The sequence below is a fragment of the Pseudoalteromonas sp. BSi20429 genome, from assembly GCF_000238895.1.
Lineage (GTDB): Bacteria > Pseudomonadota > Gammaproteobacteria > Enterobacterales > Alteromonadaceae > Pseudoalteromonas > Pseudoalteromonas arctica.
In genome coordinates, this window is record NZ_BADV01000006.1 from 42897 (window position 1) to 68432 (window position 25536).

The window sequence follows — 25536 nt, forward strand, 5'->3', positions numbered from 1 at the left end:
TGAGGGTGACGAGGTCTCTTTTCAAGGTTAGGGCATAGGTATCGTCATTTTACTGATATTTTAGCGTCTACACATTGTATCGGCTATCAGATACTATGATGATAGACACTGTCCAATAAGTATAGGTTCATAATGACTACGCATTTTAAAATGATTTTTACGACCTGCAAAGACGAAGCAGAAGCACGCACACTTGCAAGGGCGTTGGTAGAAAAAAAACTAGCTGCTTGTGTAAATATTTTACCTAACATGGGCTCTATTTATATGTGGGAAGGCGAAGTTGCAGAAGCAACTGAAGCTAAGCTACTTATAAAAACGAAATCAGATAAAATGAACGATGTGTTTCTAACAATAAAAGAGTTACATAGCTACGAAGTGCCAGAGATTCAGGTTTTAGAAGTTTCTACGGGAAATTTGGCGTATTTTAATTGGATGGACGAGGTACTGAATTAATGCGTTTTTTCTTTTTATTGTTGGTTACATTATTAACCGTACCTGTAAAGGCTGCGACTAATAATGTGCTTGGTGATCTACTTGGGCCTCCTCAACACACTTTTTTACCTGTAGACCAAGCGTTTGTATTTGACTTTGATCAGCAAGGCAGCACCTTGTTTGTAGGTTGGGATATAGCACCAGACTATTATTTATATAAAAAGAAAATAGAAATCATTGCCAAGGGCGCAAACATTCAAGTAGGTGACTCTGGTAGTGGCGAAATTATTGAAGATGAATTTTTTGGTAAAACAGAAGTTTTTTTTAATACCGCGAGCGTTGTTAGTAAGTTAAGTAATATCACTGAGGGAGCGGTTGTTAAGGTTCGCTATCAGGGCTGTGCAAAAGCGGGGCTTTGTTATCCACCAGAAGTGATTAGTATCCCACTTAGTGTAATTAGTGGCGCACAGATTAAAAATGTAGATCAAAATAGCGCTACAGATGAAGCGGCAACAGCGCAAAGTACATTTGCAGCACTCAACGAGCCAACTACTGAACCTACAACAAATTCAGGTGACACCGAAAAAGAACTGACTTTTACTGAGCAATTAGCCAGTCAGAGCTTAATAACTAATTTACTCATATTTTTTGCTGTTGGTGTAGGCCTTGCTTTTACGCCATGCGTATTCCCAATGTTTCCAATTTTGTCGAGCTTAATTGCGGGTCAGCAAAACCTTTCAACTAAAAAAGCGTTTGCGTTGTCGTTTGTATATATACAAGGCATGGCAGTTACCTATGCAGCACTAGGCTTAGTTGTTGCGGCGCTTGGTGGGCAAGTGCAGGGGTATTTACAGCATCCATTTGTGTTAATCAGTTTTAGTTTATTGTTTGTATTATTGGCTATGTCGATGTTTGGTTGGTACGAAATTAAACTGCCAAGCAGTATGATGAGCAAGCTAACCCAAGTAAGTAACAACCAAAAAGGCGGCAACTACGTTGGCGTATTTTTAATGGGTGTACTTTCAGGATTGATTGCATCACCTTGCACTACGGCACCACTGTCGGCGGCACTGTTATTTGTAGCGCAAAGTGGTGATTACTTAGTAGGTGGTTTAACACTGTACGTGCTTAGTTTAGGTATGGGGTTACCACTTTTATTACTTGGTACATCTGGCGGTAAACTGCTGCCTAAAGCAGGTGGTTGGATGGAGCAAGTTAAAACCTTGTTTGGTTTTGTGATGCTCGTTGTGCCGCTTATATTACTTGAGCGACTAGTAAGCGCCGACATTATATTATTAATGGCAGGTGTGCTTGCATTAGCAACAGCACTGTACTTACATCATTGGCAAAGTAGCCAAACACAAAGCAAGTTAAAAACTGCATTATGGTTTGCTGCAACTCTATTAGTTATTACAGGCTTTACGTTAACTAAAAACTACTTTTGGCCAGTTCAAGTACAAACAGTACAGGTAAGCTCACAAAATAATGAGTTTAAACAGGTTGCTGATTTAGCAGAATTAAAAGAAGCAGTTGCACAAGCAAACGACGAAGGTCGAATGGTTATGGTCGATTTATATGCCGACTGGTGTGTGGCGTGTAAAGAGTTTGAACATTACACCTTTCCTGATGCCAAAGTGCAAAGTGAGTTTAGCCACTATCAGCTTATTCAAATTGATTTAACTGAGAGTGATAATAAAACAATTGAGCTAATGGAAGAGTACACGGTGTTTGGTTTACCTAGTATTTTGTTTTTTAATACTCAAGGACAAGAGCTTAGTACGCAGCGCGTAACGGGCTTTTTAAATGCTGAGGACTTTGCTAAACACCTAGCAGTTGTGCGCGCCAGCGCACAATAATAGTGCAATAGTGCCACTTGAATTGACTAAGTGGCACCTTCTTAATTCTTCTTATATTTGTACCCACGACACTGATAAGACCAGTATTTTGCTGCTATTTACGTCGAAATCACTATAATAGTTGGTTAACGTGAGAAATTGTTGCTACATTGCTTTTTCTGCTTACTTAAAAGTGAAAAACTAGTTAGTAACCGCTTAACTCATTACTTATAGGATATATCGCGTATTATGGCTGCAAAATTTAACCTTTTAGTTATAAATGGTCCAAATTTAAACATGCTTGGTAAACGTGAACCGGATAAATACGGTTTTCAGACGCTGAGTGAGATTATGGAGGAGCTAACCAGTGCTGCTAATAGTCTAGATGTTGAGTTAACGCATTTTCAAAGTAATAGTGAGCAAGCACTCATCGAACGAATTCACGATGCTTGGCAAGCGGTTGATTACATAATTATCAACCCAGCTGCATTTACGCATACTAGCGTCGCATTACGTGATGCACTGTTAAGTGTTGATATTCCGTTTTTTGAGGTGCACTTAAGTAATGTGCACGCACGTGAAGCCTTTCGTCATCATTCGTATTTTTCTGATGTGGCACAAGGCGTGATATGTGGATTAGGCGCAATGGGTTATCACGCAGCATTAAATGCCGCTGTGAGCCGGTTGCAAAGCGCAATTTAATTTTAAATTAACACACAAACTAACAGGCGGGTCGTGTAATGGATATTCGCAAGATAAAGAAGCTTATCGAATTAGTAGAAGAATCAGGTATTGCTGAGCTAGAAATCACTGAAGGTGAAGAATCAGTACGTATTAACCGCAACAACATGAGCGCTGGCCCAGGTTACCCGCAATTTGCTCCACAGCAATATGCACCAGCGCCAGCAGCACCAGTTGCAGCGGCTCCTGTAGCTGTTGAAGCAGCAGCACCAGCTGAGCCTACGGGTCATCAAGTTAAATCACCAATGGTTGGTTCTTTTTACTCAGCTGCGTCTCCTGAAGCTCCAGCATATGTAGAAGTTGGTCAGCAAGTTAAAGTTGGCGATACACTTTGTATTATCGAAGCTATGAAAATGATGAACCAAATTGAATCAGATAAAGCCGGTACAGTAAGAGCTATCTTAGCTGAAAATGGCGAGCCAATAGAATTTGATCAACCTCTATTCATCATTGAATAATAGCGTAACCTAAAAGGCCAACTCTAATGTTAGATAAAGTAGTCATTGCAAACCGAGGTGAAATTGCACTTCGTATATTGCGCGCCTGCAAAGAGCTTGGGATCAAAACGGTTGCTGTGCATTCAACGGCAGATCGCGATCTTAAGCATGTATTGCTTGCAGATGAAACCATCTGTATTGGTAGACCATCAGCAACTGAAAGTTATTTAGATATTCCGCGCATTATTGCTGCGGCTGAAATAACTGACGCTGTAGCGATTCATCCTGGTTACGGTTTCCTTGCAGAAAATGCTGATTTTGCCGACCAAGTTGAGCAAAGTGGTTTTGTATTTATCGGTCCTCGTGGCGACACTATTCGTCTTATGGGTGATAAAGTGTCTGCTATCGCAGCAATGCGTAAAGCAGGCGTTCCATGTGTTCCTGGCTCTGACGGTCCAGTATCAGATGATAAAGAACGCAACATGCAAATCGCTAAGCGTATCGGTTACCCGGTAATCATCAAAGCCGCTGGTGGCGGTGGTGGTCGTGGTATGCGTGTTGTTCGCAGCGAATCTGAACTTATTGATTCAATTGCATTAACACAGCAAGAAGCTAAGCAATTCTTTGGTAATAGCATGGTTTACATGGAAAAATTCCTTGAAAACCCACGCCATATTGAAGTTCAAGTATTAGCCGACGGCCAAGGTAATGCAGTACATTTAGGTGAACGTGATTGTTCTATGCAACGTCGTCACCAAAAAGTAGTTGAAGAAGCTCCAGCACCAGGAATTACTGCTGAAACGCGTAAATTCATTGGCGAGCGCTGTACACGTGCATGTATCGAAATTGGATACCGCGGTGCAGGTACGTTTGAGTTTTTATACGAAAACGGCGAGTTTTACTTCATCGAAATGAATACACGTATTCAGGTTGAACACCCTGTAACTGAAATGGTTACTGGTATCGATTTAGTGAAAGAGCAGTTAAAAATTGCAGCGGGTCAACCGTTATCATTCACTCAAGACGACGTTGTTATTCGTGGTCATGCTATTGAATGTCGTATTAATGCTGAAGATCCTGAAACGTTTATCCCGTCACCGGGTAAAATTACACGTTTCCATCCAGCAGGTGGTTTAGGTATTCGTTGGGACAGCCATATTTACGCTGACTACACGGTTCCACCACATTACGATTCAATGATTGGTAAGTTAATTACTTACGGTGAAAACCGTGATGTAGCTATTGCCCGTGCGCGCAATGCACTTAACGAGCTAGTAATTGACGGAATTAAAACTAATACTCCTTTGCATAAGAGAATTCTTGCAGATGAAAACTTCCAAAATGGTGGTACTAACATCCATTACCTTGAGAAGAAATTAGGATTGTAATTCTAGCCTGTAAAAGGCGTTTTATCTCAGTTAATAACCAGAGTTATTAAGCTGATTTAAATAATTAAAAATCCGATATCAGGAGACTGATATCGGATTTTTTAATGTCTGTAATTTATACCAATTCGCTTAATTAAATGAGCTATTTTGAGGGCGGAAAAACGTGTTGGTAGCTAGGCAAAAAATTCGCTATTTAGTTGTTCTCGGCAATTGCTCCTGCATTGCTCTACCTTCTACATCCATGCAGTCGTAAATGAGAGTTTTTTAACGCAGGTAGCGACACGTTTAGCCCCGCAAAATGATTAAGTATTATTGCGGATTGGTATTAAGCCTTATAGGCAATAAAAAAGTCCATCGAATGTACTGCAAAGAGTAAATTCGATGGACTCAATATTTATACAATATGTTGAAATAACATTAAACTAATTTAGATTCAATTAACTGCAGTGCTTCTTCTAAAATTGTTTCTACTGCTTTTTTAGCGCGTTCAGGATCGCGTGACTTTATGGTTTCTAAAATATCAGCGTGTTTAGCAACGTCTGCGCCCGGTACACCTTTAATGTGGTTTGTATAACGAATACTTACTCTAAGGGCAGTACTAATAAACTCAGTTAACTGCACAAAAAAGCGATTGTTACTGGCAACTAATATGCTGGTATGAAAAGCAATGTCAGCTTCTAGTGGATCGTCCAAGCCTTCGTCTGCTTCAGCCATGCGGGCTAAGGCGTTATCAATTTCAGCGAGTTGTTCAGCTGTTGCATTTAGTGCAGCAAGAGCGGCCGCTTGTGGTTCAAGGGCAACGCGTACTTGAGTAAACTCTTTTAATAATGAAAGTGATGGCTTGCTGCTTAAAATCCAACGTAGTACGTCGGTATCAAACATGTTCCAGCTGCTTTCAGGTAATACACGAATACCTTGCTTAGGACGGGATGAAATTAATCCTTTAGCAGAGAGCATTTTTACCGCTTCGCGGGTAGCGCTGCGACTTACATCATACTTTATACATAAATCGGCTTCAGAAGGCAGGCCTTCGCTTACAGGGTAAACACCACGCACAATAGCAAAACCCAAATCGTGGGTTAATTGTTGTGTTAAATTTTGACGGGGTTGGCTTTTCATTGCGCAGGATTCCGAGTTGATATATTGCTTTATTATATATCATATATCATATTAATGTACTTAAGGATATGATATAAACTTTTAATTAGTTAAATATTTTAGCACAGCAATAACAACTTAGTTTGGCTCTTTATACTGTAAGTGTAAGTTTATAAAGAGTTTAAATAAAATTGAAAATGCGCTGTATGGAGAGTTGAATTTGAACACCCTAGCTCAATATCATAGTCTTTCTGGTAAAGTTATTTTTATTACAGGCGGTGCATCAGGCATTGGCAGAGCAATGGTTAAGTCCTTTGTAAACCAAAATGCAAAAGTAGCATTTATAGATATTGATGATAAGGCAGCGCAATCGCTTATTCGTGATTTACCCAATGCAAAACTATGGTATAGGCAAGTTGATGTAACTGACTCTCATGCACTTCAGCAATCACTTGTGGATGCATGCGCCGCTTTTGGTGCCATTAATGTGCTAGTTAATAATGTAGCGAACGACCGCCGCCAAGCGAGCGAAGACGTTACAGTGCAAGACTGGGATCAGTGCTTACAAATAAACTTAAACCCTGCATTTTTTGCCTCTCAAGTTGCTATGTCTTTTATGAAAGGCGATGGAGCCGGCAGTATCATTAATTTTAGCTCTATTAACGCGATTATGGGCCAGCCACAAATGGCAGGCTATGTAACCGCAAAAGCAGGGCTAATTGGTATGACTAAGGCATTGGCTCGCGATTACGGCGAGTTTGGTATTCGCGTTAACGCTATTTTGCCAGGGTGGGTGGCCACCGACCGTCAACTAGCAAGTTGGTTTACCGAAGAAGAGCAAGTTAAGTGGATGGAAGCCATGGCGCTTAAAAAATTAGTTACCCCTGAAGATGTTGCTAATTTGGCACTCTTTTTAGCCGCCGATGAAAGCAGTATGATCACCGGGCAGAGTATTAAAATCGACGGTGGGAGGCTTTAAAGCTTGGCTAATTCATCTCTTTTTATTGCTGTTGACTGGGGCACGAGCCATTTACGTGCTTATTTGTGCGAAGTACAAGCGCAATCAACACTTAAATTATTAGCACAACGTGATGGCCCTGGCGTTGTTAAAGCGAATCAAAATTTTGAGCAAACCCTAATCGACACCATTGCAGTGTGGAAGCAAGAATATGGCAGTTTACCTATATATATTGCAGGGCAAATTACCTCAAGCATCGGCTGGCACGAAACGCCATATTTAGAATGCCCAATTAATCCTGAAGGGCTACTTAATGCTGCGGTTAGCTTTGATTGCGATGGACATATTATTAAAGCGTTACCTGGCACAAAGTGTACGCTGCAAAATAGCTTATTTGATGTAATGCGCGGCGAAGAGCTGCAAATTTTAGGGTTTTTAAAGCAAAATCCAGAGTATCAACAAGGTAAAATATTATTATGTTTACCTGGTACACATACTAAATGGGTGCTTATAAACAACGGCGAAATCATTTGCTTTAAAACAGCCATGACCGGCGAGTTATATGATTTGTTATGTCATCAAAGTGTTTTAATTCCTAACGACTGTGCAGAAGGTGAGTTTGACTTTAAAGCATTTGAGCAAGGCTGTGAGCTAACTTTAGGTAGTGATAGCGGTAACTTGGCACATGGTATTTTTAGTGTGCGTACACGCCAGCTTTCAAAGGAGTTAACGCCAGTACAAGCCAAAGCCTATTTGTCGGGTGTATTAATTGGCAGCGATGTACGAGCAGCTCGCCACGCTAGCGAATGGCAATTATTAAGTGATACACAAGTTGTGGTGATTGGCACAAAGCAGCTGAATAAGTGTTTTACTACGGCGCTTAATCAAATAGGTGTGAAGTGTGTTGAGTTTGATATTAAAACAGCGACGCTTAGCGGTTTTAATTATTTATTTAATTTAGAGTCAAAAAAATAAACCCCTCTATAAAAATTAAATTATAAAGGGGTTAACAGGAAGCTATTATAACTTAATAGTTAAGCGCTTTTAGCTGCTTGGTTATGCTCAATGTAATCATTGAGCGCAGCAACTTGTGCCTCATTAAAACGTAGTCCTAATTTGCTGCGGCGCCATAAAATATTGTATGCGTTTTCTGCCCACTCTTCATTTAGCAAGTAATCTACTTCTGCTGCAAATAAACCATGGCCAAAATCTTGGCCTAAATCACTCAACCCAGTTGCACTACCTAATATATTTTTAGCACGAGTACCATAAGTGCGTACAAAGCGTTTAAGTGTTATTTCAGGTAGCCATTCGTATTTTGCTTTTAGCTCTGATTTAAGTGCTTCTACAGAGCTAAAATCACCACCAGGGAGCGAGCTATGCTTGGTCCACGCTTTGCTCATTTGTGGGTAAAAGTCTTCAAGCTTATTAACCGCAGCTTCGGCAAGTTTGCGATAAGTTGTAATTTTTCCACCAAACACACTCAATAGAGGTGCTTGCTTAGCATCACTCGAAAGCTCTAATTTATAATCGCGAGTAACGGCTTGTGCATTAACTGATTCGTCATCAAGTAATGGGCGTACGCCTGAAAAGGTATGTACTATGTCTTCGCGTTTAATCGGTTGTTTAAAGTAGGTATTAGTAATATCAATTAAGTAATCAATTTCTTCATCACTAATTTTAACGTCTTGTGCTTCACCTTTGTGTTCTACATCGGTTGTGCCAATAAGTGAGAAGTCATCTTCAAACGGAATAACAAACACAATGCGCTGATCTTTATTTTGTAAAATATAAGCTTGTTTCTCATCGTGAATGCGAGGCACTACAATGTGGCTACCTTTTACAAGGCGAATATTTTGTGGTGATTTTTCTGTTAGGGCTTCATCAAATAATTTAGCTACCCAAGGACCCGCAGCATTAACAATGCCTTTGGCAGAAATAGTGTATTTAGCTTTGCCCTTTTGCTGCTCAAGCGTTACCTGCCATTTACCTTGCTCACGTTTAGCATTTATACACTTAGTTTGTGTGGTAATAACGGCGCCTTTTTCCTGCGCTGCAAGGGCGTTTAAAACGACTAAGCGAGAATCATCAACCCAGCCATCAGAGTATTCAAACCCTTTGGTAATAGAGGGTTCTAAAACGCTATTTTCACCAAATTTAATGCTTCGAGAACCCGCTAGTGTTTCGCGTTTTGCTAGGTTGTCATACATAAACAAGCCAATGCGAATCATCCACGCAGGGCGCAGGTGTTTTTGATGCGGCAATCTAAAGGTTAGCGGCCACATAATATGAGGTGCGTTTTTAAGTAGCACTTCTCGCTCTGCTAAGGCTTCTTTTACTAATCTAAATTCGTAGTGCTCAAGGTAGCGCAGACCGCCGTGGATCAGCTTAGAACTGTTTGAAGATGTTGCACAGGCAAGGTCTGATTGTTCGCACAAGAGAACTTTTAACCCTCTGCCTGCTGCATCAGCTGCTATTCCAGTGCCGTTTACACCGCCACCGATGACTAGTAAGTCATATTCGTTATCTGCTAATTCCACCGAGCTAACCTTTTTATTTGTAATATAAATAAGACATAAGCATCATAAAGCTGCTGTTTTCATTTGACAATAGAAAACCCAGATTTTTATTCGTTAATTTTGACGCCAATCCATTTTCAATTTAAAGCAGTAAAGCATGCTTTTTAAATCTAGCATTTAGCTAAGTTAAAAAAGCAAAGTGGTTAAAGTATTAGCCTTAACCACTTAGTATTTACTATGGGCAGTTTTTATTCGTTAAGCATACTTGAGCTACGCAGTGCTGCCATTTTGCGTATAGATCGTTACGCTCGTCGGCACTCATGGTTGGCTCAAAACGACGGTCGCATGTCCACATTTTAGATAACTGCTCAGTCGACTCGTACACACCTGTTTGTAAGCCAGCTAAATATGCTACGCCTAAAGAAGTGGTTTCGGTCACAGTTGGGCGCTCAACTGTTGCGCCTAAAATGTTTGATAAAAAGGTCATAACCCAATTATTTTTTACCATACCGCCATCTACACGAAGCACACTTGGGCGAAGACCATCACGTTCCATCGCTTTTTGTAAATCTTTGGTCTGGTAACCAACTGATTGCAGCGCTGCGGCAACTATGGTGCTAATACCCGAATCGCGTGTTAGCCCTAAAATAGCGCCACGTGCATTAGGGTCCCAATAAGGAGCACCTAAACCCGTAAACGAAGGCACTAAAAATACACCATGATCGAGCGGTACATCTTTGACCATCGACTCACTTTCGCCAGCATGGCTAAGTAGTTTTAAGCCTTCAACAATCCACTGCATAGTTGCGCCAGCCATAAATATACTGCCTTCAATGGCGTAAGTTGGCTTGCCGTTTAATCTATAAGCAACAGTGGTCAGTAAGCGGTTTTCTGAGGTCAGTGCTTTTTCGCCAGTGTTAAGCATTAAAAAACAGCCAGTACCGTAAGTACTTTTTGCCATGCCTTGTTCAAAACATGCGTGGCCAACAAGCGCAGCCTGCTGATCGCCTGCAATACCACAAACACGAATTGGCGCGCCAAAAATGTCAGCACTGGTTGAACCAAACTCGTCAGCTGAATCCATTACTTCTGGCAGCATCGATTCTGGAATATCGAATAACTCTAAAAGCTCTTGATCCCACTGCTGGGTATGAATATTAAATAACATGGTGCGCGATGCATTGGTTGCATCGGTGCGGTGCTCTTTGCCGCCTGTTAGCTGCCAAAGTAGGTAAGTGTCAACCGTACCGAAGGCGAGCTCACCTGCAAGGGCTTGTTCGCGTGCGCCTTCAACGTTATCTAAAATCCAACGAATTTTAGTGGCCGAAAAATAAGGGTCGAGCAATAAGCCTGTTTTATCGCTTATTGTTTGGCAAAGCTCATCAGTTGTTAGGCTTTCGCAATAGTCACTTGTGCGACGGTCTTGCCATACAATAGCGTTATAAATTGTTTTGCCTGTTTTTTTGTTCCACACTAAAGTGGTTTCGCGCTGGTTGGTGATACCAATGGCAATAATTTCTTCAGGCTTTACATCGTTTTTAGCTAACACTTCGCGACTAGTGCTAAGCACTGTTTGCCAAATATCGTTAGGGTCGTGTTCTACCCAACCATTTTGTGGAAAATGCTGCGAAAATTCTTGTTGTGCTGTACCAAAAACGTCTGCATCTTTTGTAAACAAGATGGCCCGAGAGCTTGTGGTTCCTTGATCAATTGAGAGTATGTATTTGGACATGATATTTGTGTTATTTATCTTATCTTATATATGACTAGATTGCCTTTAACCGAAGTTAATGGCAATGGTTTTTTCTTAAAATAGCAGATTAAAAAATAAACACGCTAATATTTTCTGGTAACTCTTTTATATAAAAGGTGTTTTATTTTTGCATTATTTTAAGGGCGTATGCGGCTATTGATTAAAACAGCCGCTTAAAGTTTATTATTACTTGGTGTGAGGTTTAGCTTGTTGCCAATCCATACCGGTAGAAAAGCGATTATCAAACCCGCGCCACTGTGGCTGCGGTTTACCATCAACAACAGCTTGGTCGCCGTTTTGTGGTAAATCTAAGTATTTACACTCGCTGGCTATGCCTTTTACATGGCAATCCATCATGGCAAGTACAAAGTGTTTGTTGATTTCGTTTAGTGTACGCATAGACCACGAAGGCTCGTAGTAATGGCCTATATCTAGCTCACTGCTGCTTTGTGCAATAGCAGGAGCTGGGTGTGGTGCAATATTGTGGCGTGCATTTTTGTAAGTAAGCATGTACTTATCTTTGCTGCCTGTTTGTTCATAAAGACTTTTAATGCCTTCATAGCCTGAAATGTCATCTAAGTTACCGGCTATATAAAGCGAAGGTACTTTAATATTTTCCATTGCTTTGGCATCAAATATAGCGTGCTGTCCGCCCCATGGTGCAAAGGCCACCATCGCTTTTATACGTGGGTCTACTTTTGGGTTTTGGTATTGCCCACCAGCGCAGCTGTTTAGTAATTGCTGTACTTGTTTAATTTGAGCTGGGTCTTTCATACCCGTAAACATAGCCGTAGTTTGCTCATTAAAAGCGTAACAACCACCTATCGTATTTACCGCGCCATAACCACCCATTGAGTAACCAATTACGCCTGCACTTTTGTTGTCTACTTGCTTGCTTGCAAAGTTGTTTTGCTCATTAAAGTAATTAATAACAAACTGCTGATCGCGTGAGCGATTTATAAGCGTGCTAAAAAAGCCAGAGAATGGCGCGTTTTTAAAATCAACATCGGCATTGGTCGAGTCAGTATGATCAATAGCTACCACAATATAACCGTTCGACGCTAAATGCTCGCCAAGGTAGTACATAATTGTACGGTAACCGGTATAACCGTGCGAAAGCACTATCACAGGGTAGTGCTCTTTATTATTAATGGCGACATCACGCATTGCATCGGCTTGCAGAGTAAACTCTTTACCTGAGCGAGTTTGATCAGTGTAGCTGGTAAGTGGCGCTTTTGCTGTATTTGCAGCCGGATACCACACCTCTACTTTTAAAGGACGATCTTTTTGACCTTGTGTAGCGGGGTCAAATTGCGCAGGGTTAACTAAATCAAGTGTTTGCACACCTACATTGTAGCTACCTTTAGCTGCAAGCTCTGGCAGTACTTCGCTAGTGATTGGCGGGTATAGCTGCTCTGGTTTATTAGATTCAGCAACAGCTACACTGGCAGATAAACTGCACGTTGCAAGTAATATGGCTTTTGAAAGCGCCTTGAGTGTGTGTGTCATTGTGTGTCCTTGTTGTGTATTTTTATTTTTTAATTTGTCAGTTCAGCCGACTCGACGGCATTGCTATATTGCAGCTGCCATTGTGCTCGTAAGGTATCCATTATGTTCATAACCCGTAAGCTAGTACCCAGTGGTAATACACAGCTTTGGGTTTGTTTTTGTAATATACACTGCGTGACATGTGCAATTTCAAACTTAAAGTTTTCATCGTCGCTAAAGTCGTATTCAAAGTACTGAGGGTCTTGGCCGTTTATGTGTAGCTCTAGCGTTTTTGCACCTACAAACTGAGGTATTCGAATATAGCCAAGCTCACCATTAATACATGCTTCTGTTGGGCCATTTTGCTGTAGTGCGCTGGCAAGAGATGCAAATTGCCCGTTACCGTAATCCACTATAGCAGTGCTTCGCTCATCAACGCCGGTTGTGCTTTTATATACAAAGGATTTGATGTGTTCAGGGGCTTTATTAAATACCACATCAGCAATCGAAATAGGGTAAATACCTAAATCGAGCAGGGCGCCACCGGCTGTTGTAGGGTTCATTAATCGGTGAGTGTCGGCAAAGCTGCCAGGTAAACTAAAGTTGGCATTAACACTGTGCACATTACCAATAACACCTCCACTTAGGAGCTGTTGTAATTTTACTATAGCTGGTAAAAACCGCATCCAAACGCCTTCCATTAAAAAGCAGTTTTGTTGTTTTGCAAGCTCAGTGAGGCTTTGCAACTGCTTAGCATTAACGGTAATTGGTTTTTCGCTTAGCACGTGCTTATTGTGTTTTAAGCATTGGGCTATCGTTTTAAAGTGTTGATCGTGGGTATTGGCAATATAAATAGTATCTATATTTGGGCATTGCATAAGAGCTTGATAGCTCTCATAGCCTTGAATATTGTACGGTGTGGCAAATTCTTTAGCGCGCTGCATACTCGTTGAAGCCGCGCCAATAAGCTGTGCATTACTGCAATGCGCAATGCTTGTAGCAAAGGTGTGAGCTATATTGCCACACCCAATAATTCCCCAATTAACCTTTGCCATGCTTATTCCTTAAGTTTATTTAAAAAGACGTAATTTGTAATCCTGAACCCGCTGAACATACGTAAATATCAGCATTTAGGCTAAAGCGTTCAAAGTAATGCTTTTCTACCGCAGCTTTAATTAGTGGTACTTCCGCATCGCGACACAAACATACAATAGCACCACCAAAGCCGCCACCCGTCATACGAACTGCGCCACGCTCGCCCATCGCTTCTTTACAAATTTCTACTAGGCCATCGGTTGCAGGTACGGTTACTTCAAAGTCGTGTTTAAGCGATTGGTGCGATGCAGCCATTAGCGTGCGAAGTGCATCCATATTGTTATTTTGTAGTGCAGTAGTTGCTGCAATTACACGGTCGTTTTCGCTAATTACGTGGTGTGCACGTTTATATTCGTTTTCGCTTAATGTCGCTTTTACTGCTTGCAGGCCAGCCATGGTGGCTTGGCGAAGTGTTTCTACACCCATTTTTACAGCAGCTTGTTCGCAGTCAATACGGCGCTGGTTGTATTCGCTATCAACCAACTTACGCGGGTAGTTTGAATTAACAATAACAATATTTAAATCATCAGGAACTTTAACTGATTTAGTTGCGAGGTTTTCACAGTCGATTAATAGCGCATGACCGTTCTCGCCTTTAGCTGAAATAAGCTGATCCATAATGCCGCATTGGCAATGCATAAAGTCGTTTTCGGCTTCTTGACCAAATAGCGCAATTTGCTCTGGCGGTAAACCAAGCTGTGCAATATGGTTAAACATACCGCCTACAGCAACTTCTAGTGCGGCCGATGATGACAAGCCACTACCTTGCGGTAAGTTGCTGTCAATAAGTAGGTCGGCGCCACGCAGTGTGTAGCCCGCTCTTTTAAGAACATAAGTAACAGCACGAATGTAGTTACCCCATTGCGACTGGCCTTCAGTGATTTCTTCATCAACGCTAAAGCTGTCTTTTTCGCCTGGGTAATTTAAAGAATGCACAGTAATAATATTGTCGTCGCGTTCTTTAAACATTACTTGGGTTCGAAACTCTAACGAACACGGTAAAACAAAACCGTCGTTGTAGTCGGTAAATTCGCCAATAAGGTTTACACGCCCCGGTGCTGCAGCAATACCTTGAGCAGGCGCGCCATACAGTGACAAAAATTGTTGTTGGAATTCGTTAAGCTTCATCTGTGTGTCCTGCTGTATCTTTATAGTGTGTTGTACTGGCTGCTTTTAAAATAGAAGCAGCGGTTTCTGCGCTTAAATCGCGTTGGCTTTCGCCTAGCATTTCGTAGCCTACCATGTGTTTTTTAACAGTAGCAGAGCGAAGTAGCGGCGGATAAAAATGGGCATGTAAGCGCCAATGTTGCTCATCAGAGCCTCTGTTAGCCGGTGCATTGTGCCATCCCATTGAGTATGGGAAGCTGCAATTAAATACGTTGTCGTACTTAGTGGTTAATACTTTAAGTGCCTGTGCCAAAGAGTCGGTTTGCGCATCGTTTAGCTGGCTAAAGTTTTGAATATTATCTTTAGTTACTAGCATTGTTTCAAACGGCCACGCAGCCCAAAATGGCACAACAACAAGCCAATGTTCGTTTTCAAATACAACACGTGTTTGATCTGCTTGTTCTTTTTGCGCGTAATCAGCGAGCATGGCTGTGCCATGCTTTTTATAATAAGCGAGCTGCTGGTTATCTTCGGCTTCTATTTCGGTTGATAAATGCGAGTGAGCCCATACTTGGCCGTGAGGGTGAGGTTGCGAACAACCCATGATCTCGCCTTTATTTTCAAAAACTTGTACACATTCGTACTGCTGTGCAAGCTCTGTATAATTTTGTTTCCAGGTTTTTACTACTTCGTGCAATGCGTTTTGGCTAAGCTCTGGTAGTGTTTTATTATGCTCTGGAGAAAAACAAATTACGCGGCATTCGCCACTGGCTTCGTCGGCAATAAATAAATCGCTGTCTGATTCTAAGCTTTGTAATTGCTCGCTGGCATTAGGTGTTAATGCGCCAAAGTCATTTCTAAATACGTGTGTGTATTTGTAATCTGGATTGCTGTCGCCATTTGCACGGGTATTACTTGGGCAAAGTGGGCAGCTGTCATCGTGTTTTGGTAATACGTTTTCGTTAACGACTTCTGTTGCGCCTAACCATGGGCGGTTATTACGATGTGGTGACACTAATACCCAACGACCCGTTAGCGGATTTTTACGTCTGTGAGTACTTTCTAATAAAGCCATATTAACTCTCCAACCCACTTGGGTAATTAGTTTGCCAGCGCCATGTGTCGTTTGTCATGTCGCTAAGTGTTAGTTCTGCGTGCCAGTTAAGTATGTTTTGCGCTTTCGTGGCATCGGCGTAGTTACAGGCAATATCACCTGCTCGGCGTGGTGCAATCTTATACGGAATATCTTTATTGGCTGATGCGCTAAATGCGTTGATCATATCAAGCACAGAATAACCTTGCCCTGTGCCTAGGTTGTAAGCATGAAAGGCGGTATCTGTTTTATGTTGCATAAATGCCGCAACATGACCTTTCGCTAAATCTAAAACATGAATATAGTCGCGCACGCCTGTGCCATCTTCGGTGTCGTAGTCGTCACCAAAAATATTAACCACGTCGCGTTTGCCTACTGCAGTTTGAGCAATAAATGGGATTAAGTTATTAGGAATACCATTAGGGCTTTCACCTAATAAACCACTTGGGTGTGCACCTACTGGGTTAAAGTAACGAAGCGCAATACCCATAAATTGACTGTTGGCATTACATACGTCTTGCATGGCTTGTTCAACCATGACTTTAGTCCAACCATAAGGGTTAGTTGCGCGTATAGGATGCTTTTCGTCAATAGGGAGGTAGTCTGGCTCGCCGTACACAGTAGCCGATGAGCTAAATATAATATGGTTAACGCCTTCATCTTGCATGTTTTGTAGCATGCTTAATGTGCCCGACACATTATTTTGATAATAACGCAGCGGTTGCTCAGTAGATTCGCCAACGGCTTTTAAAGCCGCAAAGTGAAAAACAGCTTCGGCTTTAGTATGTTTTAGGGCGAGTTTAAATTGTTGCTCGTCTTGAATGTCACCCAAAATAAACTCAAACCGAGTACCTGTAATCTTTTCGAGTTGGTCAAGTACCCGCGCACTTGCATTAGACAAGTTATCATAAATAACAGGCGTAATACCTGCTTCATGCAATGCAATACATGTGTGGCTACCTATGTAACCCATGCCGCCAGTAACTAAAACTTTCATGTTATTTCTCGAAAAGTGTATTTATATGATAAATACTACTATTAAGGGGGTTTAAAAACAATAGTTATGATTGCTGGGTAATTCAAATAAAAGCATAAAAAACATTCAGCTTAAACACTTACCTGCCTTTTAAAGGAATGCTTTTATATTAACTAACATAGGCTTAGCTTTATCAATTAATTCTATAAACTGATTCAACTATTGGCCTAATTATCAGCAGTAAGTCGGGGTGCTAATATAGCGAAAATAAAGTAAGGAGAGATCAACATGAACAAAACAATTTTACTTACCGGTGCTACCGATGGCATTGGGCTAGAAACTGCAAAGATGTTATTAGCACAAGGTCACACCGTATTATTACATGGCCGCAGCCAAGCAAAGCTAAATGCGCTACAAGTAGCTTTAACCGAGCAATACCCAAATGCAAGTACACATACTTATATTGCTGATTTAAGCGATATGAGCCAAGTTCAAACTTTGGCAAAAAATGTATTAGCCGATTTGGCCGAAAATAATAACCAGCTTGACGTACTTATTAATAATGCAGGCGTTTATCAATTAGTTGATGCTACAACAATTGACGGCCTTGATGCTCGCTTTGTTGTAAACACGATTGCGCCATATCTTCTTACAAAACTATTGTTACCTGTTCTTGGTCATGATTCGCGAGTGGTTAATGTGTCATCAGCTGCGCAATCAAGCGTTAACTTAAATGCACTTATAGGTAACACTGAACTTTCTGATAGTGCGGCTTATGCACAAAGTAAATTGGCTATTACTATGTGGTCGCGTCATTTAGGGCTTGAGCTTAAAGATACTGGGCCATTAGTTGTATCGGTAAACCCTAAATCGTTACTGGGAAGCAAAATGGTAAAAGACGCTTACGGTATAGATGGTGGGGATTTAAAAATTGGCGCAAATATTTTTTGTCGCGCAGCGCTTAGTGATGAATTTAAAGATGCCGCAGGCCTGTATTTTGATAACGATACAGGACGCTTTGCGTCTCCTCATGTTGATGCACTTGATAATGCTAAAAATCAACAACTAGTAGATACGTTAGGCAGTATTTTAGCACAGCTTAAATTAGGCAAAGCATAATGAAAAATCATGTTACCTGGACAGTACAAGGCCAAATTAAAGAAGGTAAATACGATGAGTTTTTACTGGTAATGGCGCGATTAGTTACTTTGGCTAAAAGTGAAGCGGGCACTTTAATGTATGAGTGGACAGTAAGTGAAGACAAACGCAGTGTACATATTTACGAGCGTTACCAAGATGAAGATGCTGCTAAAGCGCATCTTGCTGGTTGGGGCGAAAGTGGCCCACTATTTTTAAGCGTAGTTGATATGGATAAAGTAACGGTATTTAGTCAATTATCAGAAGAGTTTGCACAAGCCTTTGCAGGCCCAAGCAGTGTATTTATGAAACCTGTGGGTGGCTTTGTAAAGTTTTAGAGAAAATACCCATTGTTGATCTAAAGAGCTCACCTCATCAGTGAGCTCTTTTTTTAGTGGCATTACTGCTCTTGCTGCAAGCGTTCGTATAGCCAATCTTTTAGTTCTGTACGTTCGTGTTTTAGTTGATGCATTTGCTCATCGCTTATGGGCGCATCTTTGAGCTCTAATACCCTAATCTCTTTATCTAGCTTGTCGTACTTATCTGCTTTTTTTGCAAATTCAGTATCGCTTTCATTTAACTCGGCAATGGTCTTTAAGTACTCTGGAAAGTCATTTGTTAATGAGTGGTCTTCGCCTAACATATTCGCTCCTTAGTAGGATATAAATGAGCTCACAAGTAAGTGAGTTGTATAAGTGAATTACTGCCTTTCATATAATACACTGGGGCTTACATAGATATAATTCAACCATCGAGCCGCTAATTTGATGTAGCACAAACAACCGTTTTTACTTTTTAGCCGTTACTGCTTTTCCCAATAAGGGACTTCACCAAAGTAGGCAATAAAATGATCGATAAACGCACGCACCTTAGGGGCTAATAATCTATTGCTTGGATATACAGCCCAAATATCGGCATTAGCTACCAGCGGAAAGTCTTTTAACACTTCTACTAGGCTGCCATCTTCTAAATATTTATAGCTACACCAATTTGAACTAATAGTAATACCTAACCCTTGTACGCACGCATCACGAACGGCTTCACCGTTATCAAAACGAAGTGCGCCTTTGGTTTTAATATTAAGAGTGTCTTTACCTGATTTAAAACCCCAGCTCTCTATACTGGCTAAGTTAATAGTTTGATGATTAACTAAATCTTGCGGTGTTTTAGGCAAGCCATTTTTAGCTATATACTCAGGCGATGCGCATACAATACGGTTATCAGATGCCAGTTTGCGAGCAATTAGGTTTGAATCTTTAAGTGCCGCATCGCGAATTGCAATATCAAAACCGCCTTCTACTAAATCAACAATAGTATCGCTAAAGCGGCAATCTATAGTCAGCCCTGGGTATTTTTGCATAAAGCTTTTTAAGGCAGGGACTATATGCATGCGTCCAAAAGAAGCAGGCGCAGTGATACGTAATGTACCTTGGGGCACTAAGCTTCCTGCACCTACCGAGGCGCGTGCGGTTTCTAATGTTGCTAGCACCTCTTGTGCATGAGGTAAAAATGCCTCGCCTTCTTCGGTCAGCGACACCTTGCGCGTAGTACGATGAATAAGTCGTACTCCTAAGTTCTCCTCAAGCTTACTAATATATGCACTCGCTACTGCTGGTGATAAATCAAGCTCTCTTCCTGCTAGGCTTATATTATATGTATTAGCAATGCGTACAAACAAAGCAAGATGGTCATTATTCATACTTGATTCTCAATATTATGTTGAAACAGATTGTGTATTTAGCCTTATTATCATTTATTAAAGGCAAAGCTACAATGAAACCTTATTACACATTAACTATAAACAGCTAATAGAGGCAACACTCATGAAAGCAATGACAATTAATAATTTTGGTGGCACTGAAGAGTTTGTAGCAGCAGAGGTTGCAAAACCACAAGTAACCGCAGGTAACGTATTGGTTCGCATTGCTGCAACTAGCGTAAATACAATTGATATGATGATTCGTCAAATGGGTGCCGATTTACCATTTGCTCCAAAGTTACCAGGCATTTTAGGTATGGACTTTGCGGGCACTATTGAAGCTGTGGGAGACGGTGTAACAGAGTTTACTGTAGGTGATGAAATTTACGGTTGTGCTGGTGGCCTAGGCGATTTACCAGGTGCACTTGCTGAGTTTATGCTTGCTGATAAGCGCTTAATTGCTCACAAACCTAAAAATTTAACCATGAAAGAAGCAGCCGCTATTCCACTTGTAGGTATTACTGCACTTGAAGGCTTAACGCGTGCAAATGTAAAAGCAGGTCAAAAAGTGTTAGTGCACGGTGGCGCAGGTGGTGTAGGCCATTTAGCAGTACAACTAGCTAAGCACTTTGGCGCTGATGTTTACTCAACTGGCGGTAACGCAGAGCAACTAGCACTAATAGAAAGCTTTGGCGCTACAGGCATTAACTTTAAAGACGAAACTGTAGAGCAATACGTTGAAAAACATACCAGCAATGTGGGCTTTGATATGGTGTTTGACACGGTAGGAGGCGGTAACCTTACTAACTCGTTTGCAGCAGCAAAGCTAAATGCCCAGGTATCTACAACGCTCTCTTTATTAGAAGTAGACTTAAGCCCAGTACACTTTAAAGGGTTATCGTTAAACGTAATCTTTATGCTTATCCCGATGATCCACGACTTTAATCGTCAAGATCATGGCGACAAACTAGCAAAGCTTGCACAAATTGTAGAAGCTGGCGGTATGCGCCCAGTACTTGATGAGCAAGATTTTACATTAGAAGATACAGCTAAAGCGCATGATCGTTTAGCAAGTGGCCAAGCACTGGGTAAAGTGGTTATAAACGTACAATAATGCATTAAGGCCGGCTTTTTAGCCGGCTTCTTTATAATTCTAATATTCCTTCTAAAGATAGCTCTAACGTAAGATAAACAAACCTCATTTATGTTGACGAATTAATAGTGGTAGAATGCAGCGCTTAGTACCACTTGTGTGAAGTAAGTGGTCAATAATTTATAAGGTTTGTTGTGTAATGCTGTTGATGATCGACAACTACGACTCGTTTACTTACAACTTAGTGCAATATTTTCAGCGTTTAGATCAAGACGTTTTAGTGAAACGTAATGACGAGCTAAGCATTGCACAAATAAAACAGTTGAACCCGAAACACATCGTGTTATCGCCGGGGCCATGCACGCCTAACGAAGCGGGTATTTCGTTAAATGTTGTTGAGCAACTAAAAGGGCAATATCCTATTTTAGGGATTTGCTTGGGACATCAAACTATCGCGCAAGCTTTAGGAGGAGATGTAGTTCGTGCTAAAAAAGTAATGCACGGTAAAACATCACCCATAGTTCATACTAATAAAGGGGTGTTTAAAGGCTTAGCTAACCCGTTAACAGTATGTCGTTATCATTCTTTAGTGGTTAAAGAGCAAACTCTGCCTAAAGAGCTTGAAGTAACCGCATGGACTCAGACTGAGCAAGGCGAGTTTGACGAAATTATGGGGTTACTTCATAAAGAACTAGCAATTGAAGGTGTGCAGTTTCACCCCGAAGCTATTCTAACTGATCAAGGCTTAGAACTGCTTGATAACTTTTTAACTCGCTTCTAATGTTATAATACACAGAGCATTTAATACTTTATTAATGGATGTCATGACTGAACTTGTAGCGCAACAGCGTACTGCCAAAATACTAAGCCAACGGGCTCATGACTTATTGCTTGGGCACAGCTTTGCGCATCAGCAAATTGGTTTCATTCATACATTAGATATAGATTACGGCGAACCCATGAAGCAACGTACTTTGCTTCAGGTTGAAGTGGCCGCACAGAATAAACGCCAGCAAAGCAGTACTGCACATCATAAGTACCGCGCTCAAGCGAGTGAGCAACTGCACAAAACAATTGAAACAGCTATATATAAGCAGCTTGAAGATATAGATGGCGTAATTCACAGCACTATAGGTATTGAAGATGGTATTGCCAATATACTCGATATATTAGCTGTAAAGTCGGCGTCGGTAGGACGTTTAGAGCCACTGGTTAATGATATAAGCTGGTTGGGTAGAGAATTAGTAACGCTCGTTAATTTACCTTACTATCGTAATCAGCGTAGTAAAAATACGTCTGTAAAAGTAGATAAACCATCGCTTGCCCTTCGTTATATTGGCCTTGATAACTTACAGCTTGTTATTCCTACATTTGCTGCCCGTCATTGGATGCCACATAGCACCGAACCATTTTCATTATTAAAACGCCGGCTACGCGACAGCGCGATGGCAAACGCGATTGCTGCGCAAAAAATTGCACAAATTAATAATGTGAATGATGTACATGCATTTACCCTTGGTATGCTTTTAGATGTAGGGCGAATTGCATTAGTGCGCTTGTACTTAAAAACGTTTGAGAAAGTATGGCAACGCAAAGTGCAGTTAGCCCGAAATGAAAACCAAAAAGATTTACACACCGCATTATTAGAGCTACAGCCCGACCCGCTATTTTTAACCACTCTACTTAGCAATAAGTCGATAGAAGTAAGCGCCAAAGTAATAGACAAAATGGCTTTTAAATATTTACCGTTTAAAGGTGTCATGCAGCAGCTAGTAAATGGGGTAGATAAAGGCGATACATTACTGCCATTAACAGAAGTAATGCTAAAGGCACGTTGCTACTCTCAATATCTTAATTTAAAAGAGCATCAACTTATTGAGGCTGATGAAACTCTAAGCTGGTTTTCGCACTTTAAGTTCACTAAAACGGAACTAAAAACCCTCCAATCGAGTAATTTTACCAATTTAGCTATTCAAATTGACTAAAAATCTGAATTTTTTGTTAATTTTTTTGCGACTAACCATTCATTCTCACTCTATTGTTATATTGCATATTTGCCGATTAAAGCATGCGCGCCTTGGTGCTCATGCGGTTAGTTGTTTAAAAATAAGCATAAATAGCTATGCAAATAGTTATTCACTATCTATGAAATAATATCTTTAGCCCTTTATTTTCAAGGGATACATGAAAGTTTTTAACGAGACAGATATAAGTAATTCTGAAATAATGTGCGTCTGAAAATTGAACCACAAAGCAATTTTGCGCAATTATCAGGTTACTGATCTTGCCTATAAAGTTGGTTACAAATATTAACCAAACACCTATTTTGATGTTTTGTGTTGCTCACAATTAAGAGGAAATAAAATGACAGTCAATCGCGAATTATTTGATCACGTAATGGTTCCTAACTACGCACCTTCAAGCGTAATTCCTGTTCGAGGCGAAGGTTCTCGCGTATGGGATCAACAAGGTCGAGAGTTTATCGACTTTGCTGGTGGTATTGCAGTTAACTGTCTTGGCCATTGCCACCCTGCATTAGTAGGCGCATTAAAAGAGCAAGGCGAAAAAATCTGGCATCTATCAAATGTAATGACCAATGAGCCGGCACTTCGCCTAGCTAAAAAAATGGTTGATGCTACATTTGCTGAAAAAGTTTACTTTGCCAACTCAGGCGCAGAAGCAAACGAAGCAGCGCTTAAATTAGCGCGTCGTTTTGCACTTGATAAGTTTGGCGCAGAAAAATCACAAATCATCGCGTTCAACAAAGGTTTCCACGGTCGTACATTCTTTACAGTAACTGTGGGTGGTCAAGCTGCATATTCAGATGGTTTTGGTCCTAAGCCTGGCGACATTGTACATTGTGATTACAACGACCTAGCTGCTTTTGAAGCGCTTATCAGCGACAAAACATGTGCCGTAATGATGGAACCTCTTCAAGGTGAAGGCGGTATTGTTTCACCAACTGACGAGTTTGCTCAAGGCGTTCGCGATTTATGTACTAAACATAACGCACTGCTTATTTTTGATGAAGTTCAAACTGGTGTTGGCCGTACTGGCGATTTATACGCATACCAAGGCTTAAACATAGTACCTGATATTTTAACTTCAGCTAAAGCACTTGGCGGCGGTTTCCCTATTGGCGCTATGATCACAACAACTGAAATTGCACAGCATCTTAAAGTAGGTACTCATGGTTCTACTTATGGCGGCAACCCGCTTGCGTGTGCTGTTGCAGAAGCTGCATTTGATACAGTAAATACCCCAGAAGTACTTGCTGGCGTAAAAGCTAAAGCAGCATTATTTAATGAACTACTTACTGCGGTTAACGAAAAATACAACGTATTTAGCGAAATCCGTGGCCAAGGTTTATTAATTGGTGCAGTAGTGAGCGAGCAATATAAAGGTCGTGCAAAAGAGTTTTTAGTGGCTGGGACTGAGCAAGGCCTTATGTCATTAGTTGCTGGTGCAGACGTAATACGTTTCACTCCATCTTTAGTAATTCCTGAAGCGGACATTCGCGAAGGTATGGCACGCTTTGAAAAAGCAGTAGCAAGCGTAGTAAACGCATAAGCGACTTAAGCCAACCAATTAAGGGCAAGCACTGCTTGCCCTGCAATTCCTATTTACCGTTATTTATAAGGGAGCAAGCGGACTCATGATGATCCTTCGCCCAATCCAGCAAAATGATTATTCAGCATTACTGAAAATTGCCCACGAATCAGGGCATGGTTTTACGTCTTTGCCATTAAACGAAGAACTATTGCAAAAAAAGATCGACCATTCAGTAAGCTCTTTTGCTAAACAAACGTCACAACCTGGTGACGAAGGCTACCTGTTTGTTCTTGAAGATAGCGAAACCGGTGACGTTGTAGGAACATCTGCAATTGAAGCTGCGGTAGGGCTTGATGATGCATTTTATCATTATCACTTAAGTAAAGTGATTCACTCTTCGCGCACATTAGACGTATACAAAGCGGTTGATATTCTAACGCTATGTAACGACTACACAGGTGCTACAGAGCTTTGCACATTGTTTTTAAAAGATGGTTATCGTAAAAATTGTAACGGTAAGCTACTTTCAAAAGCGCGCTTTATGTTTATAAAACAGCATCAAGAGCGTTTTGCGCAAACAGTAATCGCAGAAATGCGCGGTGTGTCTGACGAAAACGGCAGCAGCCCTTTTTGGCAGTGGCTTGAAGAGCACTTTTTCTCAATGGATTTTCCAACAGCCGATTACCTAACAGGTATTGGTCAAAAGGTTTTCATTGCTGAATTAATGCCTAAATACCCAATTTACGTAAACTTGCTAAGTAAAGATGCGCAAGCCGTAATAGGTAAAGTACACGACAACACTCGCCCAGCAATCGAGTTATTAAAAAGCGAAGGCTTTACGTTTAATGGCTACGTAGATATTTTTGACGGCGGCCCAACGGTTGAAGCAAAAGTAGATAATATTGCGACTATTCGTAATGCAAATCACTTTAACGTTGAAATTGGCGAAATGACTGGCGACACCATGGTGTTACTAGCCAACGAAAAGCTTGAAGATTTTAGAGCAACCGTTGCACCAATGACATTTGACGAGCGCGCAAAAAGCCTTATTTTATCGCAAGAAATAGCAGATGCACTGCATTTGCAAACTGGCGATATTGTTAGTGCAACCACGATTTAATTTAGGAGAAAGTAT

Annotated in this window: 24 protein-coding genes; 14 read left to right on the forward strand and 10 right to left on the reverse strand. The window is 41.0% G+C overall.

Annotated features, from left to right (window positions below; all coding sequences use genetic code 11):
- Positions 1-132 precede the first annotated feature (132 nt).
- From cutA to accC, 5 genes are all read left to right on the forward strand, one after another.
- Positions 133-453 carry a divalent-cation tolerance protein CutA gene (gene cutA / locus P20429_RS18265; protein ID WP_007580036.1) on the forward strand — a complete coding sequence of 107 codons (321 nt, stop codon included), beginning with the start codon at positions 133-135 and terminating at the stop codon, positions 451-453.
- Positions 453-2288, forward strand: coding sequence for a protein-disulfide reductase DsbD (locus tag P20429_RS18260; protein WP_007580038.1), 1836 nt, complete (start codon positions 453-455; stop codon positions 2286-2288). Before cutA ends, P20429_RS18260 begins: the two co-directional genes overlap by 1 nt.
- A gap of 228 nt (positions 2289-2516) precedes the next feature.
- Positions 2517-2969 (forward strand): type II 3-dehydroquinate dehydratase, encoded by a 453-nt coding sequence (gene aroQ / locus P20429_RS18255; RefSeq protein ID WP_007580040.1) that lies wholly within the window; start codon positions 2517-2519, stop codon positions 2967-2969.
- Between the two features lie 38 nt (positions 2970-3007).
- Positions 3008-3466 (forward strand): acetyl-CoA carboxylase biotin carboxyl carrier protein, encoded by a 459-nt coding sequence (gene accB, locus P20429_RS18250; protein WP_007580042.1) that lies wholly within the window; start codon positions 3008-3010, stop codon positions 3464-3466.
- Between the two features lie 26 nt (positions 3467-3492).
- Positions 3493-4833: an acetyl-CoA carboxylase biotin carboxylase subunit gene (gene accC, locus P20429_RS18245; RefSeq protein WP_007580045.1), complete on the forward strand. Its 1341-nt coding sequence runs from the start codon at positions 3493-3495 to the stop codon at positions 4831-4833.
- A 417-nt stretch (positions 4834-5250) separates the two neighbouring features.
- Here accC and P20429_RS18240 read toward each other — a convergent pair whose 3' ends face one another.
- Positions 5251-5952, reverse strand: coding sequence for a FadR/GntR family transcriptional regulator (locus P20429_RS18240; RefSeq protein ID WP_007580047.1), 702 nt, complete (start codon positions 5950-5952; stop codon positions 5251-5253).
- A gap of 199 nt (positions 5953-6151) precedes the next feature.
- On the opposite strand from P20429_RS18240, the gene P20429_RS18235 reads away from it, so the two are divergent.
- Together P20429_RS18235 and P20429_RS18230 are read left to right on the forward strand one after the other, a co-directional pair.
- Positions 6152-6910 (forward strand): SDR family NAD(P)-dependent oxidoreductase, encoded by a 759-nt coding sequence (locus P20429_RS18235; protein WP_002958845.1) that lies wholly within the window; start codon positions 6152-6154, stop codon positions 6908-6910.
- Positions 6911-6913: 3 nt separating this feature from the next.
- The gene (locus P20429_RS18230) at positions 6914-7864 is read left to right on the forward strand and encodes a 2-dehydro-3-deoxygalactonokinase (RefSeq protein ID WP_007580050.1); all 951 of its coding nucleotides are present in this window, start codon (positions 6914-6916) and stop codon (positions 7862-7864) included.
- Positions 7865-7923: 59 nt separating this feature from the next.
- On the opposite strand, the gene glpD is transcribed toward P20429_RS18230, so the two are convergent.
- The 7 genes from glpD to galE form a co-directional block, all read right to left on the reverse strand.
- Positions 7924-9429 (reverse strand): glycerol-3-phosphate dehydrogenase, encoded by a 1506-nt coding sequence (gene glpD, locus P20429_RS18225; RefSeq protein WP_007580052.1) that lies wholly within the window; start codon positions 9427-9429, stop codon positions 7924-7926.
- Between the two features lie 214 nt (positions 9430-9643).
- Positions 9644-11140, reverse strand: a complete 1497-nt coding sequence (gene glpK / locus P20429_RS18220; protein WP_033026209.1) for a glycerol kinase GlpK — start codon at positions 11138-11140, stop codon at positions 9644-9646.
- Positions 11141-11347: 207 nt separating this feature from the next.
- The gene (locus P20429_RS18215) at positions 11348-12670 is read right to left on the reverse strand and encodes a dienelactone hydrolase family protein (RefSeq protein ID WP_007580055.1); all 1323 of its coding nucleotides are present in this window, start codon (positions 12668-12670) and stop codon (positions 11348-11350) included.
- Between the two features lie 29 nt (positions 12671-12699).
- Positions 12700-13704: a Gfo/Idh/MocA family protein gene (locus P20429_RS18210; protein ID WP_007580057.1), complete on the reverse strand. Its 1005-nt coding sequence runs from the start codon at positions 13702-13704 to the stop codon at positions 12700-12702.
- A gap of 19 nt (positions 13705-13723) precedes the next feature.
- Positions 13724-14872 carry a galactokinase gene (gene galK / locus P20429_RS18205; RefSeq protein ID WP_007580059.1) on the reverse strand — a complete coding sequence of 383 codons (1149 nt, stop codon included), beginning with the start codon at positions 14870-14872 and terminating at the stop codon, positions 13724-13726.
- A complete protein-coding gene (locus P20429_RS18200; RefSeq protein ID WP_007580061.1) occupies positions 14862-15926 on the reverse strand; it encodes a UDP-glucose--hexose-1-phosphate uridylyltransferase in 1065 nt (354 codons plus the stop codon). Before P20429_RS18200 ends, galK begins: the two co-directional genes overlap by 11 nt.
- 1 nt (position 15927) lies before the next feature.
- Positions 15928-16941: a UDP-glucose 4-epimerase GalE gene (galE, locus tag P20429_RS18195; protein ID WP_007580063.1), complete on the reverse strand. Its 1014-nt coding sequence runs from the start codon at positions 16939-16941 to the stop codon at positions 15928-15930.
- Between the two features lie 267 nt (positions 16942-17208).
- On the opposite strand from galE, the gene P20429_RS18190 reads away from it, so the two are divergent.
- Both P20429_RS18190 and P20429_RS18185 read left to right on the forward strand, forming a co-directional pair.
- Positions 17209-18039 (forward strand): SDR family NAD(P)-dependent oxidoreductase, encoded by an 831-nt coding sequence (locus P20429_RS18190; RefSeq protein WP_007580065.1) that lies wholly within the window; start codon positions 17209-17211, stop codon positions 18037-18039.
- Entirely contained in the window at positions 18039-18395 is a 357-nt protein-coding gene (locus P20429_RS18185) for a putative quinol monooxygenase (RefSeq protein ID WP_007580068.1), read from the forward strand. Before P20429_RS18190 ends, P20429_RS18185 begins: the two co-directional genes overlap by 1 nt.
- A gap of 62 nt (positions 18396-18457) precedes the next feature.
- Here P20429_RS18185 and P20429_RS18180 read toward each other — a convergent pair whose 3' ends face one another.
- Positions 18458-18700: a YdcH family protein gene (locus P20429_RS18180; RefSeq protein ID WP_007580070.1), complete on the reverse strand. Its 243-nt coding sequence runs from the start codon at positions 18698-18700 to the stop codon at positions 18458-18460.
- A 159-nt stretch (positions 18701-18859) separates the two neighbouring features.
- Positions 18860-19756 (reverse strand): LysR family transcriptional regulator, encoded by an 897-nt coding sequence (locus P20429_RS18175; protein WP_007580072.1) that lies wholly within the window; start codon positions 19754-19756, stop codon positions 18860-18862.
- A 124-nt stretch (positions 19757-19880) separates the two neighbouring features.
- Here P20429_RS18175 and P20429_RS18170 point away from each other — a divergent pair, with 124 nt between their 5' ends.
- From P20429_RS18170 to astA, 5 genes are all read left to right on the forward strand, one after another.
- Positions 19881-20870 (forward strand): zinc-dependent alcohol dehydrogenase family protein, encoded by a 990-nt coding sequence (locus P20429_RS18170; protein ID WP_007580074.1) that lies wholly within the window; start codon positions 19881-19883, stop codon positions 20868-20870.
- A gap of 178 nt (positions 20871-21048) precedes the next feature.
- On the forward strand, positions 21049-21630 hold the full coding sequence (locus P20429_RS18165) for an aminodeoxychorismate/anthranilate synthase component II (protein ID WP_007580076.1): 582 nt from the start codon (positions 21049-21051) through the stop codon (positions 21628-21630).
- Between the two features lie 43 nt (positions 21631-21673).
- Positions 21674-22834 (forward strand): HDOD domain-containing protein, encoded by a 1161-nt coding sequence (locus P20429_RS18160; RefSeq protein WP_007580078.1) that lies wholly within the window; start codon positions 21674-21676, stop codon positions 22832-22834.
- 379 nt (positions 22835-23213) lie between these two features.
- Positions 23214-24419, forward strand: coding sequence for an aspartate aminotransferase family protein (locus P20429_RS18155; protein ID WP_007580080.1), 1206 nt, complete (start codon positions 23214-23216; stop codon positions 24417-24419).
- An 85-nt stretch (positions 24420-24504) separates the two neighbouring features.
- The gene (gene astA / locus P20429_RS18150) at positions 24505-25521 is read left to right on the forward strand and encodes an arginine N-succinyltransferase (protein WP_007580083.1); all 1017 of its coding nucleotides are present in this window, start codon (positions 24505-24507) and stop codon (positions 25519-25521) included.
- Positions 25522-25536 lie beyond the last annotated feature (15 nt).

What these genes read in the sequence shown, in the direction of transcription:
- P20429_RS18175 (WP_007580072.1), bottom strand. Translation starts at nt 19,756, where the DNA reads ATGAATAATGACCATCTTGCTTTGTTTGTACGCATTGCTAATACATAT.
- glpK (WP_033026209.1), bottom strand. Translation starts at nt 11,140, where the DNA reads ATGTCCAAATACATACTCTCAATTGATCAAGGAACCACAAGCTCTCGG.
- P20429_RS18210 (WP_007580057.1), bottom strand. Translation starts at nt 13,704, where the DNA reads ATGGCAAAGGTTAATTGGGGAATTATTGGGTGTGGCAATATAGCTCAC.
- P20429_RS18200 (WP_007580061.1), bottom strand. Translation starts at nt 15,926, where the DNA reads ATGGCTTTATTAGAAAGTACTCACAGACGTAAAAATCCGCTAACGGGT.
- P20429_RS18185 (WP_007580068.1), top strand. Translation starts at nt 18,039, where the DNA reads ATGAAAAATCATGTTACCTGGACAGTACAAGGCCAAATTAAAGAAGGT.
- astA (WP_007580083.1), top strand. Translation starts at nt 24,505, where the DNA reads ATGATGATCCTTCGCCCAATCCAGCAAAATGATTATTCAGCATTACTG.
- P20429_RS18260 (WP_007580038.1), top strand. Translation starts at nt 453, where the DNA reads ATGCGTTTTTTCTTTTTATTGTTGGTTACATTATTAACCGTACCTGTA.
- aroQ (WP_007580040.1), top strand. Translation starts at nt 2,517, where the DNA reads ATGGCTGCAAAATTTAACCTTTTAGTTATAAATGGTCCAAATTTAAAC.
- cutA (WP_007580036.1), top strand. Translation starts at nt 133, where the DNA reads ATGACTACGCATTTTAAAATGATTTTTACGACCTGCAAAGACGAAGCA.
- galK (WP_007580059.1), bottom strand. Translation starts at nt 14,872, where the DNA reads ATGAAGCTTAACGAATTCCAACAACAATTTTTGTCACTGTATGGCGCG.
- P20429_RS18240 (WP_007580047.1), bottom strand. Translation starts at nt 5,952, where the DNA reads ATGAAAAGCCAACCCCGTCAAAATTTAACACAACAATTAACCCACGAT.
- P20429_RS18180 (WP_007580070.1), bottom strand. Translation starts at nt 18,700, where the DNA reads ATGTTAGGCGAAGACCACTCATTAACAAATGACTTTCCAGAGTACTTA.
- P20429_RS18190 (WP_007580065.1), top strand. Translation starts at nt 17,209, where the DNA reads ATGAACAAAACAATTTTACTTACCGGTGCTACCGATGGCATTGGGCTA.
- P20429_RS18215 (WP_007580055.1), bottom strand. Translation starts at nt 12,670, where the DNA reads ATGACACACACACTCAAGGCGCTTTCAAAAGCCATATTACTTGCAACG.
- P20429_RS18155 (WP_007580080.1), top strand. Translation starts at nt 23,214, where the DNA reads ATGACAGTCAATCGCGAATTATTTGATCACGTAATGGTTCCTAACTAC.
- P20429_RS18170 (WP_007580074.1), top strand. Translation starts at nt 19,881, where the DNA reads ATGAAAGCAATGACAATTAATAATTTTGGTGGCACTGAAGAGTTTGTA.
- P20429_RS18160 (WP_007580078.1), top strand. Translation starts at nt 21,674, where the DNA reads ATGACTGAACTTGTAGCGCAACAGCGTACTGCCAAAATACTAAGCCAA.
- accC (WP_007580045.1), top strand. Translation starts at nt 3,493, where the DNA reads ATGTTAGATAAAGTAGTCATTGCAAACCGAGGTGAAATTGCACTTCGT.
- galE (WP_007580063.1), bottom strand. Translation starts at nt 16,941, where the DNA reads ATGAAAGTTTTAGTTACTGGCGGCATGGGTTACATAGGTAGCCACACA.
- P20429_RS18165 (WP_007580076.1), top strand. Translation starts at nt 21,049, where the DNA reads ATGCTGTTGATGATCGACAACTACGACTCGTTTACTTACAACTTAGTG.
- accB (WP_007580042.1), top strand. Translation starts at nt 3,008, where the DNA reads ATGGATATTCGCAAGATAAAGAAGCTTATCGAATTAGTAGAAGAATCA.